General features: G+C 43.6%; 11 protein-coding genes. 1 reads left to right on the forward strand and 10 read right to left on the reverse strand.

What is annotated here, in order from left to right; genetic code table 11:
- Positions 1 to 714: 714 nt before the first annotated feature.
- From W293_RS0100055 to W293_RS0100095, 9 genes are all read right to left on the reverse strand, one after another.
- Entirely contained in the window at positions 715 to 1,110 is a 396-nt protein-coding gene (locus tag W293_RS0100055) for an ATP-dependent Clp protease adaptor ClpS (RefSeq protein WP_037026314.1), read from the reverse strand.
- Between the two features lie 201 nt (positions 1,111 to 1,311).
- A complete protein-coding gene (locus tag W293_RS0100060) occupies positions 1,312 to 2,187 on the reverse strand; it encodes a hypothetical protein (protein WP_025650497.1) in 876 nt (291 codons plus the stop codon).
- 115 nt (positions 2,188 to 2,302) lie between these two features.
- Positions 2,303 to 3,370 (reverse strand): N-acetyl-gamma-glutamyl-phosphate reductase, encoded by a 1,068-nt coding sequence (gene argC, locus W293_RS0100065; protein ID WP_025650498.1) that lies wholly within the window; start codon positions 3,368 to 3,370, stop codon positions 2,303 to 2,305.
- A 182-nt stretch (positions 3,371 to 3,552) separates the two neighbouring features.
- Entirely contained in the window at positions 3,553 to 4,689 is a 1,137-nt protein-coding gene (gene hemE / locus W293_RS0100070; protein WP_025650499.1) for a uroporphyrinogen decarboxylase, read from the reverse strand.
- Between the two features lie 403 nt (positions 4,690 to 5,092).
- Positions 5,093 to 6,265, reverse strand: a complete 1,173-nt coding sequence (gene proB, locus W293_RS0100075; protein ID WP_025650500.1) for a glutamate 5-kinase — start codon at positions 6,263 to 6,265, stop codon at positions 5,093 to 5,095.
- 79 nt (positions 6,266 to 6,344) lie between these two features.
- The gene (cgtA, locus tag W293_RS0100080) at positions 6,345 to 7,559 is read right to left on the reverse strand and encodes an Obg family GTPase CgtA (protein ID WP_025650501.1); all 1,215 of its coding nucleotides are present in this window, start codon (positions 7,557 to 7,559) and stop codon (positions 6,345 to 6,347) included.
- A gap of 300 nt (positions 7,560 to 7,859) precedes the next feature.
- The gene (locus tag W293_RS0100085; protein ID WP_037026317.1) at positions 7,860 to 9,305 is read right to left on the reverse strand and encodes a glyceraldehyde-3-phosphate dehydrogenase; all 1,446 of its coding nucleotides are present in this window, start codon (positions 9,303 to 9,305) and stop codon (positions 7,860 to 7,862) included.
- Between the two features lie 371 nt (positions 9,306 to 9,676).
- Positions 9,677 to 10,936 carry a lipocalin family protein gene (locus tag W293_RS0100090; protein ID WP_025650503.1) on the reverse strand — a complete coding sequence of 420 codons (1,260 nt, stop codon included), beginning with the start codon at positions 10,934 to 10,936 and terminating at the stop codon, positions 9,677 to 9,679.
- Between the two features lie 473 nt (positions 10,937 to 11,409).
- A complete protein-coding gene (locus W293_RS0100095) occupies positions 11,410 to 12,477 on the reverse strand; it encodes an NUDIX domain-containing protein (protein ID WP_025650504.1) in 1,068 nt (355 codons plus the stop codon).
- Positions 12,478 to 12,777: 300 nt separating this feature from the next.
- On the opposite strand from W293_RS0100095, the gene hemP reads away from it, so the two are divergent.
- Positions 12,778 to 12,936, forward strand: a complete 159-nt coding sequence (gene hemP / locus W293_RS16870) for a hemin uptake protein HemP (protein WP_227672156.1) — start codon at positions 12,778 to 12,780, stop codon at positions 12,934 to 12,936.
- 153 nt (positions 12,937 to 13,089) lie between these two features.
- Here the strand turns inward: hemP and W293_RS0100105 are convergent, their stop codons facing one another.
- Positions 13,090 to 18,084 (reverse strand): translocation/assembly module TamB domain-containing protein, encoded by a 4,995-nt coding sequence (locus W293_RS0100105; RefSeq protein ID WP_025650505.1) that lies wholly within the window; start codon positions 18,082 to 18,084, stop codon positions 13,090 to 13,092.
- Positions 18,085 to 18,143 lie beyond the last annotated feature (59 nt).

Here is an 18,143-nt window from a genome sequence, read left to right on the forward strand (position 1 = left end):
TATCTTATAAATTGATAGCTTTATGAATGAGTTAGGTAGTAAATCAGGGCGATAGATGGATTGTTCAAGGGCAATGTTAGTATTATTAAGAAACCTGCCTAAATGATGATTGATGCGTATCGCGTATCATTTAGCCGATGTTTCGACCTATCTAGCAATGATTGTGATAATTCATATTCGCTTTTCTTTATCTCAACATGATACTCAATCATAGTCAATCTATTAACGCATACTAAAATGTATCTAAGTACGCTCTATGAGGTGATATTAGAGATAAGAAAGTCAGAAAAAAACCAAAATAACGAATTATATGAATGACAAGTTGGGAATAAAAAAGATTATATAAAAGTGAGGGCGTAAATAATCAGGATATTGAGTAATAGTTGTCTACGCAATAGTCTCAGAAACATAGCGAAATACTAAAAAACTGAGCGTAAAACGTCAATTTACTATACAACGCTATATTTGTTATATAAGGCTATTTAAGATAAAAATCAAGATCAAAACAGAAAGAAGACTGACTACTTAGGAGCGTTCTTAAGATGAGGAGAGATGTTAGAACGAATTTACTGTGAGAGTAATAGTAGAGCTGCCTGATAAAAGGCTTTTAAAAGTGTTACTAATATATAAGCTCAAAAGTGGCAGTATTATATTGCCGATTAAAAAGCATCCAACAAAGTGAAAAGTCACAAGAAAATGAAGCAGTTATGACATCTACTCACCTTGATGCGGTTCTATTTGAGTCAATAGAGGATAGCCTTCGCGATGAGCCAGACTATTTACCTTTTTGGCTTTGGTTTCAGCGATATCTTTAGGATAAATACCCGCAATACCTTTACTACTGTTGTGAATCGTCAACATAACTTCAACAGCAGAATCAACACTGTGGCGAAACTCCGACTGCAAAACGTAAACGACAAACTCCATCGGCGTATAATTATCATTATACATCACGACCGCATACATCGGTGGCTTCGCCACTTCTGGCTCGGCTACGAGCACGTCTGCTTGTGGTGACGTCTCACCCTCTGGCTCATTATCTTGAGCGCGTTGCGCAGGTATATTAGGAAAGTGCCAATCAAAAACGGTCGGCCTAGCTTGTAGAGTCATAGGTTTTATCATAATCAAAATATAAGGGTAAGTTTAGAATAAAAAGAGATTATACAGAGAGGCTGTCAGAAATAGCATAAAGTACCATGGTTATAACAAAGTATCGTTGCTATAAGCTAGTGGTTATAAATAGCCATTGTGCTTAACTAACTTTGGTTCATACCACTAAATTTCAAGTACTTATTAGATTTTAAATGCTAATTAAGGCTCAATAGGACTTTCATCTACTTCTGGCAAATCTAAAAGCGATAGCGGCATATTGTCGACCCTATCGCCAAGCTTCCAGTCATAAAGCTGTTCTTTTTGCTGACCACCGGCTCTCAAAGTCAGTTTTGCCTGCAATGGCTTAAAGCCTGATGGCATCATAAAGCGGCCACGAATACGCACAATACCCTTAATCGAATAACTGGCAGGATCTAGCGGCACTTCCACGAAGTCATCATCATCAAGCAATGTCAACGTTGGTGTTAAACGCTTGGCATTACCATCTTCACTGAGCATACCGATGTCAAAACCATACTCAAAAGCATTCTCAGGTAGCGGCTTAATATTAGCACCAATTATCTGTAGTGGCATGCCACCATTATCAGCAATCACCTCAGTATAGAGCTCATTAAGCTGGGCAACTTGTTTGTTTTCAACAGTTAGTGATTTTTGCGTTTCGCGTAACTCTTTCAAGTTTGCCAAACTAATCGCCAGCTCTTGCTTGGCAGTCGCAGCCTCACTGGTGGCTATTTTGTTGCTAATCCGCAAGTCTTTTAGCTCTTTGGTTGCCTCATTGCTATTGATAATTGCTTGCTTGGTCTCGGTTTGCATCGAATGAAAGCCGCGCTGATAGCCAAGCTTATGACCAAATAACAATCCAACAGTAGCGGTCACTAATATGGCCACAACAAAGAGTGCCAGCACCAGTGTCGATGCCCCTTTTTGACCAGCAATGAGATTGTGATGGTTGTCGATAAAGCGGTCACTGCTTTGTAAAGAATGCGGTCTACGCTCCACTTGATATGGAACAGAGTCTTGGCACGATAAACGTGCTGGCTGTGAGCAAAAGCGTAGTACAATCTTAACACGCATTTAGACAGTATCTCTTAACAGTAAGGGCAGGTTATTATAGCGGAATTTATAATCAATACCTAGCACCATCAATATGAATGATTTAACAGTAAAAATACAATGTTGGATAGTAAGATTAAGGGACAATCGGCGCAAAATTCAACCCCTGTGACTCATCAAACCCAAACATCACATTCATATTCTGTACCGCCTGCCCAGCCGCGCCTTTTACTAAATTGTCTTGTACCACAATAACCGTCAATTCAGAACGCTCATTGTCCTGATGTACCGAAATCCGCAGACGGTTGCTGGCTCGCACACTGCGCGTATCAGGATAAATACCTTTTGGCATGACATCAATAAACAACTCTGACGCATAGCATTGTTCAAATGCTTGTTGCCAATCGATGGCAGCGCCTTCTTCGGTCAACTCCATATGGATAGAGCTTAACATGCCACGAATCATTGGCACTAGATGCGGTAAAAAGCGAACACGATGGCTAAACTGACTGTCTAATAACTGCGCCACCCCCTGCTCAATCTCTGGCAGATGACGATGACCTGTAACGCTATAAGCTTTAAAATTGTCCGTTGTTTCCGCATAATTAAGCGCCAGACTCGCCTGACGTCCCGCCCCTGAAACGCCAGACTTCGCATCAATAACAATACGAGCATCGATCAATCGGGTGGCTTGCTGATTTTGCGCGTCAATAATGGGTTTTAAACCCAAAATAGCGGTGGTTGGATAACAGCCAGGATTTCCTACGACCAAAGCGTTTGCAAGTTTATCGCGATTGACTTCAGGTAAGCCATAAACAGCCGTTTTCAGCAGCTCAGGACAGGCATGCGACTGTTTATACCAATGCTCAAACTCCGTCAATGACTGGAGACGAAAATCAGCCGCCAAATCGATGACTCGTACACCTGCTTGAGTCAACGCTTGTGCTTGTTTCATCGCGACACCATGTGGCGTGGCAAAAAACACCACATCACATTTTTGTAAGGTGGCAAGCGTATCATCACCCAAGTCACTAAAGACAATATCCGAGATACCGCGTAAGCTTGGGAATATCTCATCAGCACGTGTACCCGCTTCACTACGTGACGTTAGCAAATCAATAGAAACCTCAGGATGAGCGGATAGTAAGCGAATCAGCTCAATACCTGTATATCCTGTGCCACCGACGATTGCTGCTGAAATCATAAGATATCCCCTTTTACTCAGTAATGTAATTGCTAGCTATCGCTACCACTGGATTTTAAATTTATAAGTCCAATTTATCATAGCATTTAAATATCTCAGTGGCTAAATACCACAATGATTAAATAGCACAGTGATTAAATAGCACAGTGATTAAATAGCACAGTGATTAAATAAAGCAATGGCTAGATTTTGTAATCATGCACGGCATCGATAAACACTTTGGCATTGTCAGGGTTGACCCACTGCGTAATACCATGACCCAAATTCGCCACGTAGCCAGTTTTTTCGCCATTAGCATAAGCGCTATCTAGCATTAACTTTACTTCTGAGCGGATGGTTTCAGGAGAACCGTAAAGGGTTGCTGGATCCAAATTACCTTGAAGCGCTTTGCTACTCTGTAACTTCTTATGCTGTTTGGTCAACTGACGCTGACTCTCAGTCAATGCTTGACGCGCCCGATCAAGCGGCATCGTCCAATCTAGACCTAAGGCATCCGCCTCACTATCCGCTTGGACATCTAGCCATAGTCCGCCGCCCTTGGTAAACAGTACCACTGGTATATCAGGGTGACGCACTTTTAGCTCAGCGACGATGCGCTTATTATAAACATGTGAAAAATCGATAAACTGACGATGACCAAGCGCGCCGCCCCAGCTGTCAAATATCTGCAATACTTGAGCACCAGCAACGACTTGCGCATCTAAATAGTCAATAACAGACGTGGCAAGCTTATCTAATAATTGATGTAAAAAAGCTGGGTTACTATATAAAAAGCCTTTGGTATAACGATAATCTTTTGAGCTGCCGCCTTCAATCATATAGGTCGCTAGTGTCCACGGACTACCAGAAAAACCGAATAAGGGCACTTGCCCATTTAATGCTTTACGAATGCTGGTCACCGCACGCATGACGTAATCCAGAGAATCATTGACATCAAGCACAGGCAGTCTATCTAAATCAGCTTGCGTACGAATAGGGTGTTTAAACTTCGGCCCTTCTCCCGCTTCAAAATACAAACCCAAGCCCATGGCATCAGGAATGGTCAAAATATCACTAAATAGGATAGCTGCGTCCAAATCATAACGACGTAGTGGCTGTAAAGTGACTTCTGTCGCGCGAGCGGTATCGCGGCACAAGCTCATAAAGTCACCTGCTTCAGCACGGGTGGCTTTATATTCTGGTAAATAACGACCAGCTTGGCGCATCATCCACACGGGCGTGGTGTCGATCGTTTCAAAACGAAGGGCACGTAGCAATCTGTCGTTTTTTAAAGGGGCAAACTCATGCTGAAGCGAGTTATTATTGTCTGAAGCACTCATGTACAAATCTCCAAAACAGCACGGTATTCATTGATAAGAATGACAATGAATACCGTGCTGGATAAAATAAGTTGAATATAAAGAATATAGAACGCGTCACACATTAAATAATCAGGTTTTTGTGCAAAGACGCGTTTTAATCAAAATCGCGTTTTAAGCCAAAAACGTCTAGTATCACAAAATAATACTGGTTTTCGAGTTTTTGAGTGCTAATTACTTTTAAATATTAGGGCGTGTTGATAAGCTTTTAGTCGCGGATAAATTTCCAACCTTGATGAGTATAAGTAATGGCATGACCAAAATAGTCTACTGACAAAAGTCATTTGATGCCTTATTTATACTTATAAATAAGGCATCTTTATACCTGTACATAGAGAATCAAGCGCATAGGAAATCGATACTACTACATCGTCAATGCTAGGTTGTCACGATGTACCATGACCACGCGCTCTTCATTATTACCAAGAATTCTATCGAATTGCTCAGTACGCTCACGAGCCACACGGCGCGCGTCACGAGAGGAGAAGTTGACTTGGCCAACGGCGAGACGCTCGCCTGTATCTTGGTGCACAATTTCGACCACATCACCTTCATCAAAATCACCGCGTACTTCTGCTACGCCGACTGGTAGCAAGCTCTTATGATGTTCAACGACGGCTTTTGCGGCACCAGCATCAACAATCAAAGAGCCTGACATACGTAGATGCGCTGCTAGCCATTGTTTACGAGCAATGATTTTATCTTCGTCATTAGTCGTTAGCAACGTACCAACCGCTTCACCAGATACCACACGGGTAATAACGTCATCGATAGCGCCGCTCACAATTACGGTAGGACAACCACCCATGGCGGCAAGGCGACCAGCACGAATCTTGGTTAGCATTCCACCACGTCCGAGTTTGCCACCATCACCTGCAATATCAAACAAGTAATCAGCCATGGCACGCTCTTGACGAATCATTTTGGCATCAGGGTTATCACGCGGATTATCAGTGAACACGCCGTCTTGATCCGTTAAGATAATGTACAAATCAGCATTGACCATCGCTGCTGCCATCGCACCTAACGTATCGTTGTCGCCAAATTTGATCTCATCAATGGTGATGGTGTCGTTTTCATTAATGACCGGTAGCACGTTCCATTCTAATAACTGTGTCAGTGCGCCTGTGGTATTCAGATAACGACTACGGTTGGACAAGTCATCATGGGTTAGTAGTAGCTGAGAGCTTTGAATACCGTGCTGAATCAACGCTGACCACCAGGTTTCAATCAAGCCCATTTGACCAATAGAAGCACAAGCTTGCAGCGCCGCTAATTTTTTGGGACGCTCCTCTAGGTTCATGCGTACCACGCCTTCAGCAACTGCCCCTGACGACACGAGCAGTACTTCCACGCCTTGCTTGTGCAGCTTAGCAATTTGCTTTGCCCATTCGTAAATGGCAGTTCGATCTAGCCCTCGACCGTTATTGGTTAATAACGATGAGCCAATCTTGACAATAACGCGCTGAATATCAAAGTTGCGAGTTTGCTTAATAAACCTTGCTTCTTCGGTCGTGTTTTCTATGTCACCTGCCATATAAACTCCTGTGTCTTATGTCAATTAATTACGGGGATTGATCTAAAAAATTCAAGTATATCAGTTTAAGCACCATCATTTAAGGAACATAAACGACTTCAACGCCATCTTCATCGTCATCATCTAAATCATCATCGTCGTTTAAGTCCAACCCTTCACGTGCCGCTTTTCGAGCCGCACGATAAGCCTCACGCTGGGCTTCAGTATTCAGACGTACTTCTACTTCTAAGCGCTCAAAACGTGTTCTTTGTGCTTCAGCGAAGATGGGGTCCTCTATTTCGCGTTCGCGCTCACGTTCAATCTCATTCATCAAATGATATTTAACAGCATCAGTCCCTTCACCCATTAGAGTTGACGTGCGAAATACATCTCCTGTCCAACCAAGCTCAGCGACAATATGGGTACAGAGCTCATTTAACTCTTCTTCAGGCACCTGATCAATTTTGTTTAATACCAAAATTTGGGGTAGGTTGGATAATTCAGGCGAAAAACGTTCAAGCTCATTCAAGATAACACGAGCATTTTTTACCGGATCGCTGCCATCAATTGGCTTTACATCAACCACATGTAACAGACGGCGCGTACGAGCAACATGCTTTAAAAAGCGAATGCCAAGTCCTGCACCTTCTGAGGCACCTTCGATTAAACCCGGAATATCCGCCATGACGAACGAGCGATGACGACCAATATCGACCACGCCCAGATTTGGAACCAACGTGGTAAACGGATAATCAGCAACTTTTGGTCTAGCAGCAGAGACTTGGCGGATAAAGGTCGATTTACCCGCATTAGGTAAACCAATCAAGCCAACATCAGCCACAACTTTTAGCTCAAACTTAAGAACTTTTAGCTCACCTTCAAAGCCTGAAGTAGCCTTGCGCGGTGCTTGATTGGTCGAGCTTTTGAAGTGAGTATTGCCCAAACCACCATCACCGCCTTTGGCAATGAGCAAGGTCTGACCAATTTCAATCAAATCACCCAATACTTCATCGGTTTCGGTATCGACTATCGTAGTACCAATAGGCACTGGCAAAAATAGATCGTCAGAGCCCTTACCCGAACAGTTTCTACTGTGACCATTCTCAGCTCTCATGGCGTCATAGCGACGCGTATAACGATAGTCAACTAGAGTGTTGGTATTATCTTCTGCAATGGCATAAACATCTCCGCCCTTGCCACCATCGCCACCATCAGGTCCACCACGTGGGACATACTTTTCTCGGCGAAAACTGGCGATTCCGTTACCACCGTCACCTGCTTTTACCGTTACGACGGCTTCATCAATAAATCGCATCTTACGTTCCTTAATTTACCATCCAGTTTATAAACTGGTTACAGCCAACGACTGTATTTTAGGGTATAGCTATGTGTTTGTGTAGTTGTAAAAACTTAATGCTTATAAAAAATTAGTGCTTGTAAAAAACTGGTTTAAAAATAATTATGACCCTAGTGTGCCAAAATACTTAGCAACAAGTATGACAACAACACCCGATAACCAATCGGACTATCGGGTGCTTGAGTATCACATCTAAAAAACATGGCTTCTATACGAAACTTAATGCATTAGCGTATCACTGCTATAGACTTAGAATTTTTACGCTGGAATCTGAGTATAGCTGATGCCGGCCATTTGTGTCGCCAAACGTAATACTTGCGTACTGTAGCCCACTTCGTTGTCATACCAGATATAAACGATGGCATGATTGTCCGTGAGAATCGTCGCTTGTGCATCAACGATACCGACGTGCGTATCACCGACGAAATCAGTCGAGACCGCTTCGGTAGAGTCCGTATAAGCAATCTGTGTTTGCCACTGGCTGCTATTAGAAACTTTACGCATAAACTCATTTAACGCATCAGCACTGGCAGGTGCAGTTTTGAGGTTTAAGTTTAAAATTGCTAAGCTGACATTCGGCGTTGGGACACGAATAGCATTACCGGTTAATTTGCCGCTAAGCTCTGGTAGTGCTTTACCAACTGCTTTTGCCGCACCAGTACTAGTGATAACCATGTTCAACACTGCACTGCGGCCACGGCGATCAGCTTTATGATAGTTATCGATTAGGTTTTGATCGTTGGTGAACGAATGAATCGTTTCCACGTGACCATTTTCGATACCGTACTCATCGTTCAGTACTTTTAGCGTTGGTGTAATCGCGTTGGTCGTACAGCTCGCCGCGCTGACAATCGTATCATCACCGACCGTATCATTGTTCACACCATAAACGACGTTTTTAATCTCGCCACCAGCAGGAGCCGTTAGCAATACTTTTTTAACGCCTTGAGACTGTAGATGCTTACCAAGACCGGCTTCGTCTTTCCAAATGCCCGTGTTATCAATAACCAATGCATCGTTGATACCATAAGCCGTATAATCAATTTCGCTTGGGTCTTTAGCATAAATAACTTGCACAAAGCGACCATTGATAATCAGACCGTTATTTTCATCATCAACCACCACGCCACCAGCGAAGCTACCATGAATCGAATCACGCTCTAGTAATGATGCACGCTTGGCCAAATCACCAGCAGCAGCCGGACGTACGACGATGGCTTTGAGTTGTACGCCTTTCGCGCTTGACGCTTGCGATAACAATAGACGCGTTAAGATACGACCAATACGACCAAAACCGTATAGCACGACATCAGTCGCACCATTGATAGCATTGTTGTCACTGCTAATAGATTGCAGAGCCGCTTGTACATCACTGTCATTAGCAATCAATTGACCGACATCGATACGCGCAGCTTGGATAGTCTTATTGTCTGCTAGCACTTTAACCATTGCTAGCGTATCAGCGATAGCGATGGCTTTTGCATCTTGATCACGCATCGCTACTTTTTGATGTAGTGCCAATATGCGACCGACTGAGGTCGTATCTAGCGTTTCGCCGAACAAAGTCACTTGGACGTCTTGCTCATTATAGAGCTTGTTCAAAAGCCCCATGAGCTCAATCGCTTGTTGCTCTTGGTTGTTATAATTGCTCAAGTGCTCTTGATGTAGGTGGCGTAAGGTATCAGCGTTGCTCACGAGAAACATCCTTATGGTCAGTAATGTATGATCAGTAAAGTATGAAGAAGTATCAAACAGATAGATTGTATTTAGTCTAAGTGACTATTCAAATACGGTGAGGTCAAATACGATGAGGGCAAAACATCCATGCCAATCATTTTTCATTTTCATCAGTGTATTTAGATCGCCTAGATTTTAGCCTAAAACGGTCAATTTTGCCAGTGATAACATATCAGCGCGCACTTATAACCTATTTTGGGGCTATATTGACTTGATTATAAAAATAAAGGCAGCCTATTACGCTACCTTTGTTAAATTCGAACGCCTTAAACAACGATGCTGTTAAACAACTAAATCGATAAACAACTAGCGCACTAAACAATTAAGTCACTAAACAATTAGGGTACTAAAGTAACTGTTTGATTGCTTTGTGCGGTCAGTTTAAATTCTTTCAAGTCGTAGCCTTGTTGCTGGGCAATTTGGCGATATTTCGCATAGGTTTCCTGACTGACATTGGGCGAACGTGCTAGTAACCATAAATAGTCTTTGTCTGGCGTACCAACTAGCGCTGTCTGATAATCAGCATCGCGCGCCAGTACCCAATAATCGGCACGACCGACTGGTAACCAGCGAATCCATGAAGGCAAGAACGTCACTTTTAGCTTGCTACCGGTATCGTCGGCAGGTTTTGCCAATCCCTCAGCAGTAATATCTGAACCGTCTTCAGCTTTACATTTATTGGTGACTACCACTCCGGAGCCGTCTGTTTTTTGGGCATAGTTTGCGGTTACATCACTAGCACAGTTGCGCTGAAAGTACATTGGTAACCGACCTATCTCATACCACGTGCCTGCATACTTTTTGAGATCCACACTGTCGACGGTGGTCGGTGTGTTCGCAGACTTATGGATGATGTCGCTGGGCTTCACAGACAAGGTTTGCGTTGTGGTTTTATCAGTCGTCGCCGTGGCAGAAGTTTTACTAGTGGACGCGCTAGTCGCTGGTAACGGCGCAGCATAAGCCGAAAACGCCGCCAACGGTATAATAATCGCTAGGGCAATGCCAGTATGCTTAATAAGCCCATTCATAAATATGCGCTCCGGTATTTCTTTATATGAGGTCGTCGTCAATGATAAATCATCTGTGTTTTGAGGTTTTTCTATTGAAATATTCGCTTGTTCCTCTGACATCAGTACATCTACTTTGTTAGATTCCTGTGCTTGCTTCTTCTGCGCTTTTTTGTAGCCACGGATTTTTTGAGAGCCGCTAGCTTTTTTGAAGCCATTAGCCGTGTCAAAATCCTCTATATCGCTATTTTTTGAATCGTTACTGTTGATATTACCGTTTTCAATCATAGCAAACTCTTTTGCCTGTGTAAGGCTTTTGTCGATGCTTTTGTATCCAAAATAGCTGTCTTGCAAAGACGATGTTTTTGCCAAATGGTTTGAATGTTCGCCGTTATAACTGTCGCTGTCATTACTCGCATTGAGACTTTTATTACTATTGATAGCATGGTTATAGCTTGCATCATTGCTGGCACTATTTACGTGTTGCCCATTATCCTGATAATGGTTCTTTAACTGACTGGTTTGCTGTGATTGAGAACCGGCTGCCTGTGCATCAGACCATGATGACTGAGGTAACTTATTGGTTTTCATAGGGATACCATTAATTATTGGTGATGGTTAAAAACTTATTCATTATCAAATAAATATTATTTGATTTTCTACACAAAAATATTGTTACTAATAAAGATAATGTGAGAAAAATCAAATATTATTATGAGTAGTGAGAGTCGCTTGACCAGACAATTGGTTTATTAAAAGCCAAAAACGTCATCTATAAAAACAGCTTGAAGACTCTCTAATTTGATAGCCTATCTTAATGGCAGTGCTATGATTAAAACAGTGTCGCAATGTAGGAAAACGCAACGGTTTGTAAGTAATTCTGTATTTAGATTAGAGAATAAACACATAGTTACCGATTGGATAAATATAAGGGAAGCTTATTATTATTAAGAATTTACTTTGATAAATGGTAGCTACTGTGCTTGACGTGATAGGCCTTGTACAAGCACTTGATGAGCATAGTTAACTTGGTATTTATTAATAAAAACTTGCTAAAAAAACGCCTAAACGAACTGGCTGATACCGGCCACGCTGATACCGCCGTATTGGACAGCTTGCTCAATCATAGCTGGTGACAAGCCACCCAAACCAATGACTGGCATGTCAGCCAACTGTGCCAAAGCTGACCACGCTACCCAACCTAATGGCGCAGTATCGGGATGCGTTTGGGTCGCTAGTACTGGTGATAAAAACACACCGATCACTGGTGCTTGCTGCTGCTGTAAACGAACACTAGCAAGCTGATTAGCGGCATGGATACTGGCTGCATCGTGACAGCTGATTATTAATGGTCGATCGAGAGGTAACGCCTGCTCACCTACGGAACTGTCTTGCTCATTATCAAACCATTTCATGAGCGCAGTCTGAGAGATTTGATGAGCAACGATCTGATAATCGGCTTGTAATGAATGAAGGCGACGCTCAAATGGCAGAATCACTTGAATGTCTGGACGCAAAGCCATCAATTGCTTTACGCTATTATCAAAGTCTGAGTCCTTAACTCGAATGTATAGCCAAGCATGGGTCCCTACTTTTTCCTTGTGATAGGTCAACCATTCTGTTGCTGGATTGGGCAGATCATTAAAGTGCGCCAAAGGATAGCTAATCGCTATCTGTGCGGGTAGACGCAACCATTCTAAAATCGTTTTATTGGCAGCAGGCAAATGATACTTCCCTGCCAATAGCGCAGATTTATTGACCCATTTTAGCGCTTGCCCTTCTAAGCCATAGCAAAGATGGCGATGTTGCTCATACTGCCCTGCTGTCAGCTCAATATTATAGACCTGCAAGCTCACTTGCTTATCCCCATAATCATGATGCAGTCGTCCAAGTTTGACGACAGTATTGTCGTGAATATCGATCCCAGTTTCTTCAGCGACTTCGCGTATTAATGCCTGTTTTGCGGTTTCATTCGCCTCTATCTTGCCACCTACAAACTCATAACGGTTGCCCTGATGTTGGGCCGCCTCTCGAAATCCGAGCAAATACTGTGCCTGATAATGAATAACAGCGACAGCGACGTTTACGATTTTTTGATGGTGGGTTTGTTGAATTATTGCGACGTTCACCATAATACTGTCCTCAAATGCTTGTTTTATTTGTTATGACTCGAATGCTTGCTTTATTTGTTATGAATAGTCACTTGCGATAATAAGCTGATATTAATTTAAGTCATTGATATAAATAATAAAAAATAAATTCAATCTGACTTTATCATCGTAGGTTTATATAAGTTTACATAATGACTGCATTTTATTTTATCAATTACCTTGCAAAACAATCCAATCTAAATGATAATTATTATCGTTAATGACTATTACTCTCTGATGTCGACTACTCAACTGTTTTATCAAAAGGAATTTATTATGAGCATGGTTATCTCTCGTTACTTGAACTGCCGCGAAAACCGTCTACCGACTTTGCAATCACAGCATCTGTTTGCCTTGACCAAAGAGGTACGTATTGAGCACGAAGGTGAGGAATATCGCTTACGCTTAACTCGCAATAACCGCTTAATTTTGACCAAATAGTTAAAATTACACCTCACAAAAAAACGCCTTTATCGAAAGGCGTTTTTTATTGATTAAAGTACAGTTGATTAAAGTACAGTAAATACTATTTGGGCAATATTAGAGTTAATAAATCAACCATTAGCTGATAACAGTATTATCCAAAATTGCCTTCTAAAATTGCCAACTATAAACCACATCAACCGCGTTTTCTGCCGCCGACGTTGCCTCGACATAAATTCGACGGGTCAACTGGTAACGAACAGATAGGCTGTTCTGCGCATTAAAGACACCTACCCCGTAGCGAATGTATAAGTCAGGGGTCACGTAACCGGTGACATTGACGTTAGTGTCTTCACTCCCGCCAGAGGCATCAACAGTCAAGCTTTGTAGACCAAAGGCTTGACCAATCTGGTTGGTTAAGTTGCGTGTACCGCTCAGCCCGAAGCTCAGCCCAGCGGCCGCTAAGTTATTCGTCACTTGCGACTTAAAGCCCTGCTCACTGATTTGCGTGGCGCTCTTATTATCGATACGACCAGTGACCAACGCATTCATTGCTTGCTGCTGGGTCAGACCAGCATTATTAAAGACGATAATGTTTGGACTCTCAGTACTGCCTTTAACACGCACGCCAACTGTTTTTCCGCTAATGACTTTGACAGCTTCAATACTCAGGTTAGGCTTCATCACATCCCCATTGAAGCGCACCTGCCCATAGTTAAGCTCTAGACTCTGACCGAAAGCATTGATATTGGTACGACGTGATACTTGCACCACCCCTGTGGCACGCATAATGCCCGTGCCGTTTTGAGTGATATTAATCGCACCTGCCAACGGAATAACCGCTCCAAAGCCACGGAAGTTAATGTCATCACCCAAATCAACACCGATATCAGCATTGATCGACCACGGTTTTGAGATAGCTAAGACTTCGTCGATATTACCAATGAGACGACGATCTAGGACGACCGCATCTTCTGTTTGCGTAATGATATCTTCACTAGCCTCTGGCGGACGAATGGTCGCTGATGGCACGCTGATGGCCCCTGTAATGTTGACGTAACGGTCGCCAGGACGCACGATAATATCGATATCAGGATTAATCTCAGCCAATAGCAAGGGTGGCTGGGTCAATACTAAGCGCTCACCAACGATACTCAATTTGGCTTGTAGTTTTTGCTGCCAGTTTACTGTTCCCGTTAGCGTGCCGCTACCCGTACCACTATTAAAGGTGCCGTCGATAGTTGCTTGCGTTCCACGAATCTTGGCATCGACATTAACTTTTCTTAAATTGACTGGCAAGTCAAGCATCGCGATACGACCGTTGGCCAATTTCACATCACCATAGAACTGTGGTTTTTCTAGCGTGCCACCAAGTCCGCCCGCCATAGTGATATTGCCTTCAAGCACACGCATACCGGGGAAGAAAGGTTTAAAAATCGCTAAATTAAGCTCATTGAGTACCAACGCGCCCGAAATGGGTTTGGGGTTTTTATAAGGATCGACGATGACTTCCGCGTAACCACGCGCGCCGCGACCAGTATTGATATCTGTCCGTAATTTAAGACCTTCAGGTACTGACAAGGCAATCAGTGACACACGCTTGTATGACAAGCTTACAGGAGCGCTGTCACCATCTTGAAGCAAGCCGATTTTGCCATTATCAGAATATAAAGTGGTATTGATAGTCGGTGGACGACCACGTTGCCAGCCGACAATCGCCTTACCATTAATCTGCCCTTGCCAATCAATATCTTTGGGTAAAAACACTGAAAATAGCGAGGCGTCTAGCTTTTGCAATGCCAAATCGACCTGACCACCAGACGGTGAAGCGATTAGGTTTTCACGTAAACACAGCTTGCCGGTTTGATCGGCCGCCTGCCAGCAATGCGCGGCAAGTTGCACCTTAAGCTCGCGGTCACTGCCGTTTTGCTTGTTAGGCAAATTGACAATCAACTGCGCTGGCTGCAACTGGTTCAAGGTGGCATATCTGGACTTAACACGACCTTTACCAATCACCCCAGACCAACTGAGTGTATTACGATTAAAACCACCTTTGAGTCTTGCTGCAATATCGAGCTGCTCGTTAGCGACATTGAGATCGACCACATGTGCCTGCTCAGTACCATTAAAAGACGCATTAACGCTTTTGAAGCTTTGCCCGCCAGCATCTAAGCCTTCAGCACTGATAATAAGCTGACTTGGGCTGTTTGCTAAATTCACGATTTTGCCGCGAATACGACCTTGACGCAAGATAAAGCCCGGCAGCGCAAGTCGCTCACCGACCAAATCAATATAGATAGTGGGTAACGCTTGTCCCGCAGGCTGCGATAAGGTCGCACCGCCAGTCACTTTGCCGGTCAGCTTACTAGAGAGCTGATCGAGACTGGTGATATTAATCTTGGCTTGTAATTGCTTGGCATTGCCATTGGCAGTGATGTAGTTATCGCCCCAGCGTAAGACGAGGTTATTGGCATTTAAACTCTCGATTAAGGCGTTCACTTGCTTATATTGCGCCTGTGCATCTTGCTTTTGTAAACGTTTAAAATAGCTCGCCAAGTCTTTTGGCAATCGCATTTTTGCAGCTAAGCTGCCTTTTGCACTAAGCGGCTGACCTTTTAACATGCCAGTCAAGTTGATTTGTTTGATATTAATGGTTTGCTGGGTGTCACTCCAGCGACCGTCGGTATCTATAGTACCGGTGATAGCGCTTGGCGTACTTTTGAGGAAATAACCTAAATTAAAGCGATTCATTACCGCCTTAATATCCCAAGCGATACCTTTACGCACATCGACAGTGCCGCTAGCATCGATACTACCTGCAGCGCCGACATGACGGAAGCGTTTGATACGGATGAGCTGGGCATCGCCACTGGCATCGATAGTCAGTTTGCCTGCTGGTAACTGCTCGGCATCTAATACACCGTCAAAATTTACTGCAAATCTATTTAGCTTACCCTTGGCATTCGCTTTGTTTTTTGGTGCTGTTTGCCACTCGCCACTGGTTTTTAAATCACCAGTAATAATGGCCGGATTGTTGGGTAAAAAATAACCCAAGTTGAAGTCATCAAAGCGACCATCCACTGTCCAACCAATATTTTTTCGCAAATCGATGACACCCTTCGCATTCACTGCGCCAGCCTCACCCTTATAATTGAGCTTACGAATACTGATCAGCCTTGGCGTGCCAGCCGCATTGATAGACAGACGACCCTTTGGCACATCCGCCGTATCGACCTGACCATCAAAACGCGCATCGAACATAGAAAGCTCGCCGCCAACGATATCGACTTTGGCATTACCACCACCAGTGATGCCGATAGCACGGCCGTCTTGCGTGGCATCAAGCTGCGCCTGCAAATCGGTATTGTTTAAATTAATAATATGACGCTGACCTTTAACCCCGCTTTTGCTGATATTCACTAAGCGGCCACTGGCACTAATACTGCCCGTTAGACGCTCAAGCGGTAGATCACTACGATACTTTTTGGGTAATAAACCATTAGTACGGGCATCAATTTGCCACGTTAATGGGCGCTTCTTGGTCGCCAGTTGAATCTGTCCTGTACCTGATAAATCACCGACGATACCATTATATTTGAGACGATTGATGTCAATGACATTGCCAGCTTTGCGGACGCGCACATCATAGTTGCCTTTGGGAGCAGCATTAAGCTCATTGATGACTGCATTGGCATCGACAGAGAGGGTCGAACCGCGCACGATGACATCAGCTTGACCACTAGGACTATCGATATTACCAATATTCGGAACATTACGACGGATCAGATTTTGCCAAGTGGCATCGATATACCAAGGCGCTACCTGTTTAACCTTCGCAGAGGTTTTACCACGTGCAATATTGGCATTAACATGTTCGCCATCACGCTGACGTAGATCCGCGTCAATCTCTAAGTTACCTGCACTGTTTTTTTGTTGATAATGTAGCGACAATCGACCGTTGAGTTTTTGCGGAGCGTAGGCTTTAAAATCAGCATAGTCGTCAGGAATCGCGCGGCGAATGTCAAAATTGCTACCAGTCGCGCGCACCTTTGCATCGAAGCTATTTTTCCAGTCTAAAATACCTTGTAATATTAGGTTTCCAGCTGGAACCTGAGCATCCAAACGATCAATGCGCAGTTGACTATTGGCAATCACTGCCCGCCCTTGATAATGCCCTGAAGGAATATCTTTGGCAGTCAGCTCAGTATTGATACGCAAACGTATCTCAGAGATGACCCCTGAGGCAGTGGCTGTGCCGCTTTTTAGGCGAATGGCTTGGCTTTCGGCATAAGGAATCAGAATGTCGTCCCATTGCAGTTTTGCCTGAAACGGTGAATCCTTATCGAGTCCTTGCACTACAAAATCACCGCTGACATCGTTATCATTGTAGCGGCTACGCACCTTACCAACGGTACGTTTTAAACTACCCGTAGCAGTAATATTGAGTGGATCAATGTAGGCTTTTTCTAAGGCACTGACCTCAGCAATAGCACTTAAGTCCAACGGATAGTCACCTTGCAAATCAATCTCACCTTGCAAAGCACTAACCTTGACGATATCTGCATACTGTAAATTGCCGCGACCTACCGTGACCATGCTGCCAACCCACGTCAAATCACGAGCGCTGATATCATGAATGACAATATGATCTTTGGTCACTTGTTTATAGACAATCGTTTTTATTTTGGCTTGATCAAAACGCAGATTTACCGGCAGTTTGAGCGTTTTATAATCAAATGGCTCACCCGTTGGCGGTTTTTTATTGATAATCTCAATACGCTGAATGTCGGCATCGCGCAGATGGACTTCTTTAGCAAATACCGCACGCCAGCCTATTTTAACGTAGGCTTTGTCTACCAAGATCTCAAGGTCTTCGGTTGCCTCGATATCGATATCTGTGACCAACAGACCATCACGTAAATTACCGCGCCCATATTTAAACTTAATACCCGTCTCAGCGCTAATCTTTTCTAATAAGAACTTAGTACCCGACTCAGTACCAGCCGCATAAAAAAAGATGGCGAACATAATCGCCAGTACGATGAGCATGAGTACCAGTAGCTTGAGCAAAAAAGACAGCGGATACCAACGCCTTACAGCACGGGCATCACGTTGCGCCGGATCTTCATCCGGTGAATTATTAGGCGGGGTATTTTTGGTCAACATCACACTCAACTACGTTAAAAAAATGATTGCCAACAATCGCTAAAAACGATTGACGAGGC

This window comes from Psychrobacter sp. TB67 (genome assembly GCF_000511065.1).
Taxonomy (GTDB): Bacteria; Pseudomonadota; Gammaproteobacteria; order Pseudomonadales; family Moraxellaceae; genus Psychrobacter; species Psychrobacter okhotskensis.

What these genes read in the sequence shown, in the direction of transcription:
- cgtA (WP_025650501.1), bottom strand. Translation starts at nt 7,559, where the DNA reads ATGCGATTTATTGATGAAGCCGTCGTAACGGTAAAAGCAGGTGACGGT.
- W293_RS0100095 (WP_025650504.1), bottom strand. Translation starts at nt 12,477, where the DNA reads ATGGTGAACGTCGCAATAATTCAACAAACCCACCATCAAAAAATCGTA.
- hemE (WP_025650499.1), bottom strand. Translation starts at nt 4,689, where the DNA reads ATGAGTGCTTCAGACAATAATAACTCGCTTCAGCATGAGTTTGCCCCT.
- W293_RS0100085 (WP_037026317.1), bottom strand. Translation starts at nt 9,305, where the DNA reads ATGTTTCTCGTGAGCAACGCTGATACCTTACGCCACCTACATCAAGAG.
- argC (WP_025650498.1), bottom strand. Translation starts at nt 3,370, where the DNA reads ATGATTTCAGCAGCAATCGTCGGTGGCACAGGATATACAGGTATTGAG.
- W293_RS0100055 (WP_037026314.1), bottom strand. Translation starts at nt 1,110, where the DNA reads ATGACTCTACAAGCTAGGCCGACCGTTTTTGATTGGCACTTTCCTAAT.
- W293_RS0100060 (WP_025650497.1), bottom strand. Translation starts at nt 2,187, where the DNA reads ATGCGTGTTAAGATTGTACTACGCTTTTGCTCACAGCCAGCACGTTTA.
- hemP (WP_227672156.1), top strand. Translation starts at nt 12,778, where the DNA reads ATGGTTATCTCTCGTTACTTGAACTGCCGCGAAAACCGTCTACCGACT.
- W293_RS0100105 (WP_025650505.1), bottom strand. Translation starts at nt 18,084, where the DNA reads ATGTTGACCAAAAATACCCCGCCTAATAATTCACCGGATGAAGATCCG.
- proB (WP_025650500.1), bottom strand. Translation starts at nt 6,265, where the DNA reads ATGGCAGGTGACATAGAAAACACGACCGAAGAAGCAAGGTTTATTAAG.
- W293_RS0100090 (WP_025650503.1), bottom strand. Translation starts at nt 10,936, where the DNA reads ATGAAAACCAATAAGTTACCTCAGTCATCATGGTCTGATGCACAGGCA.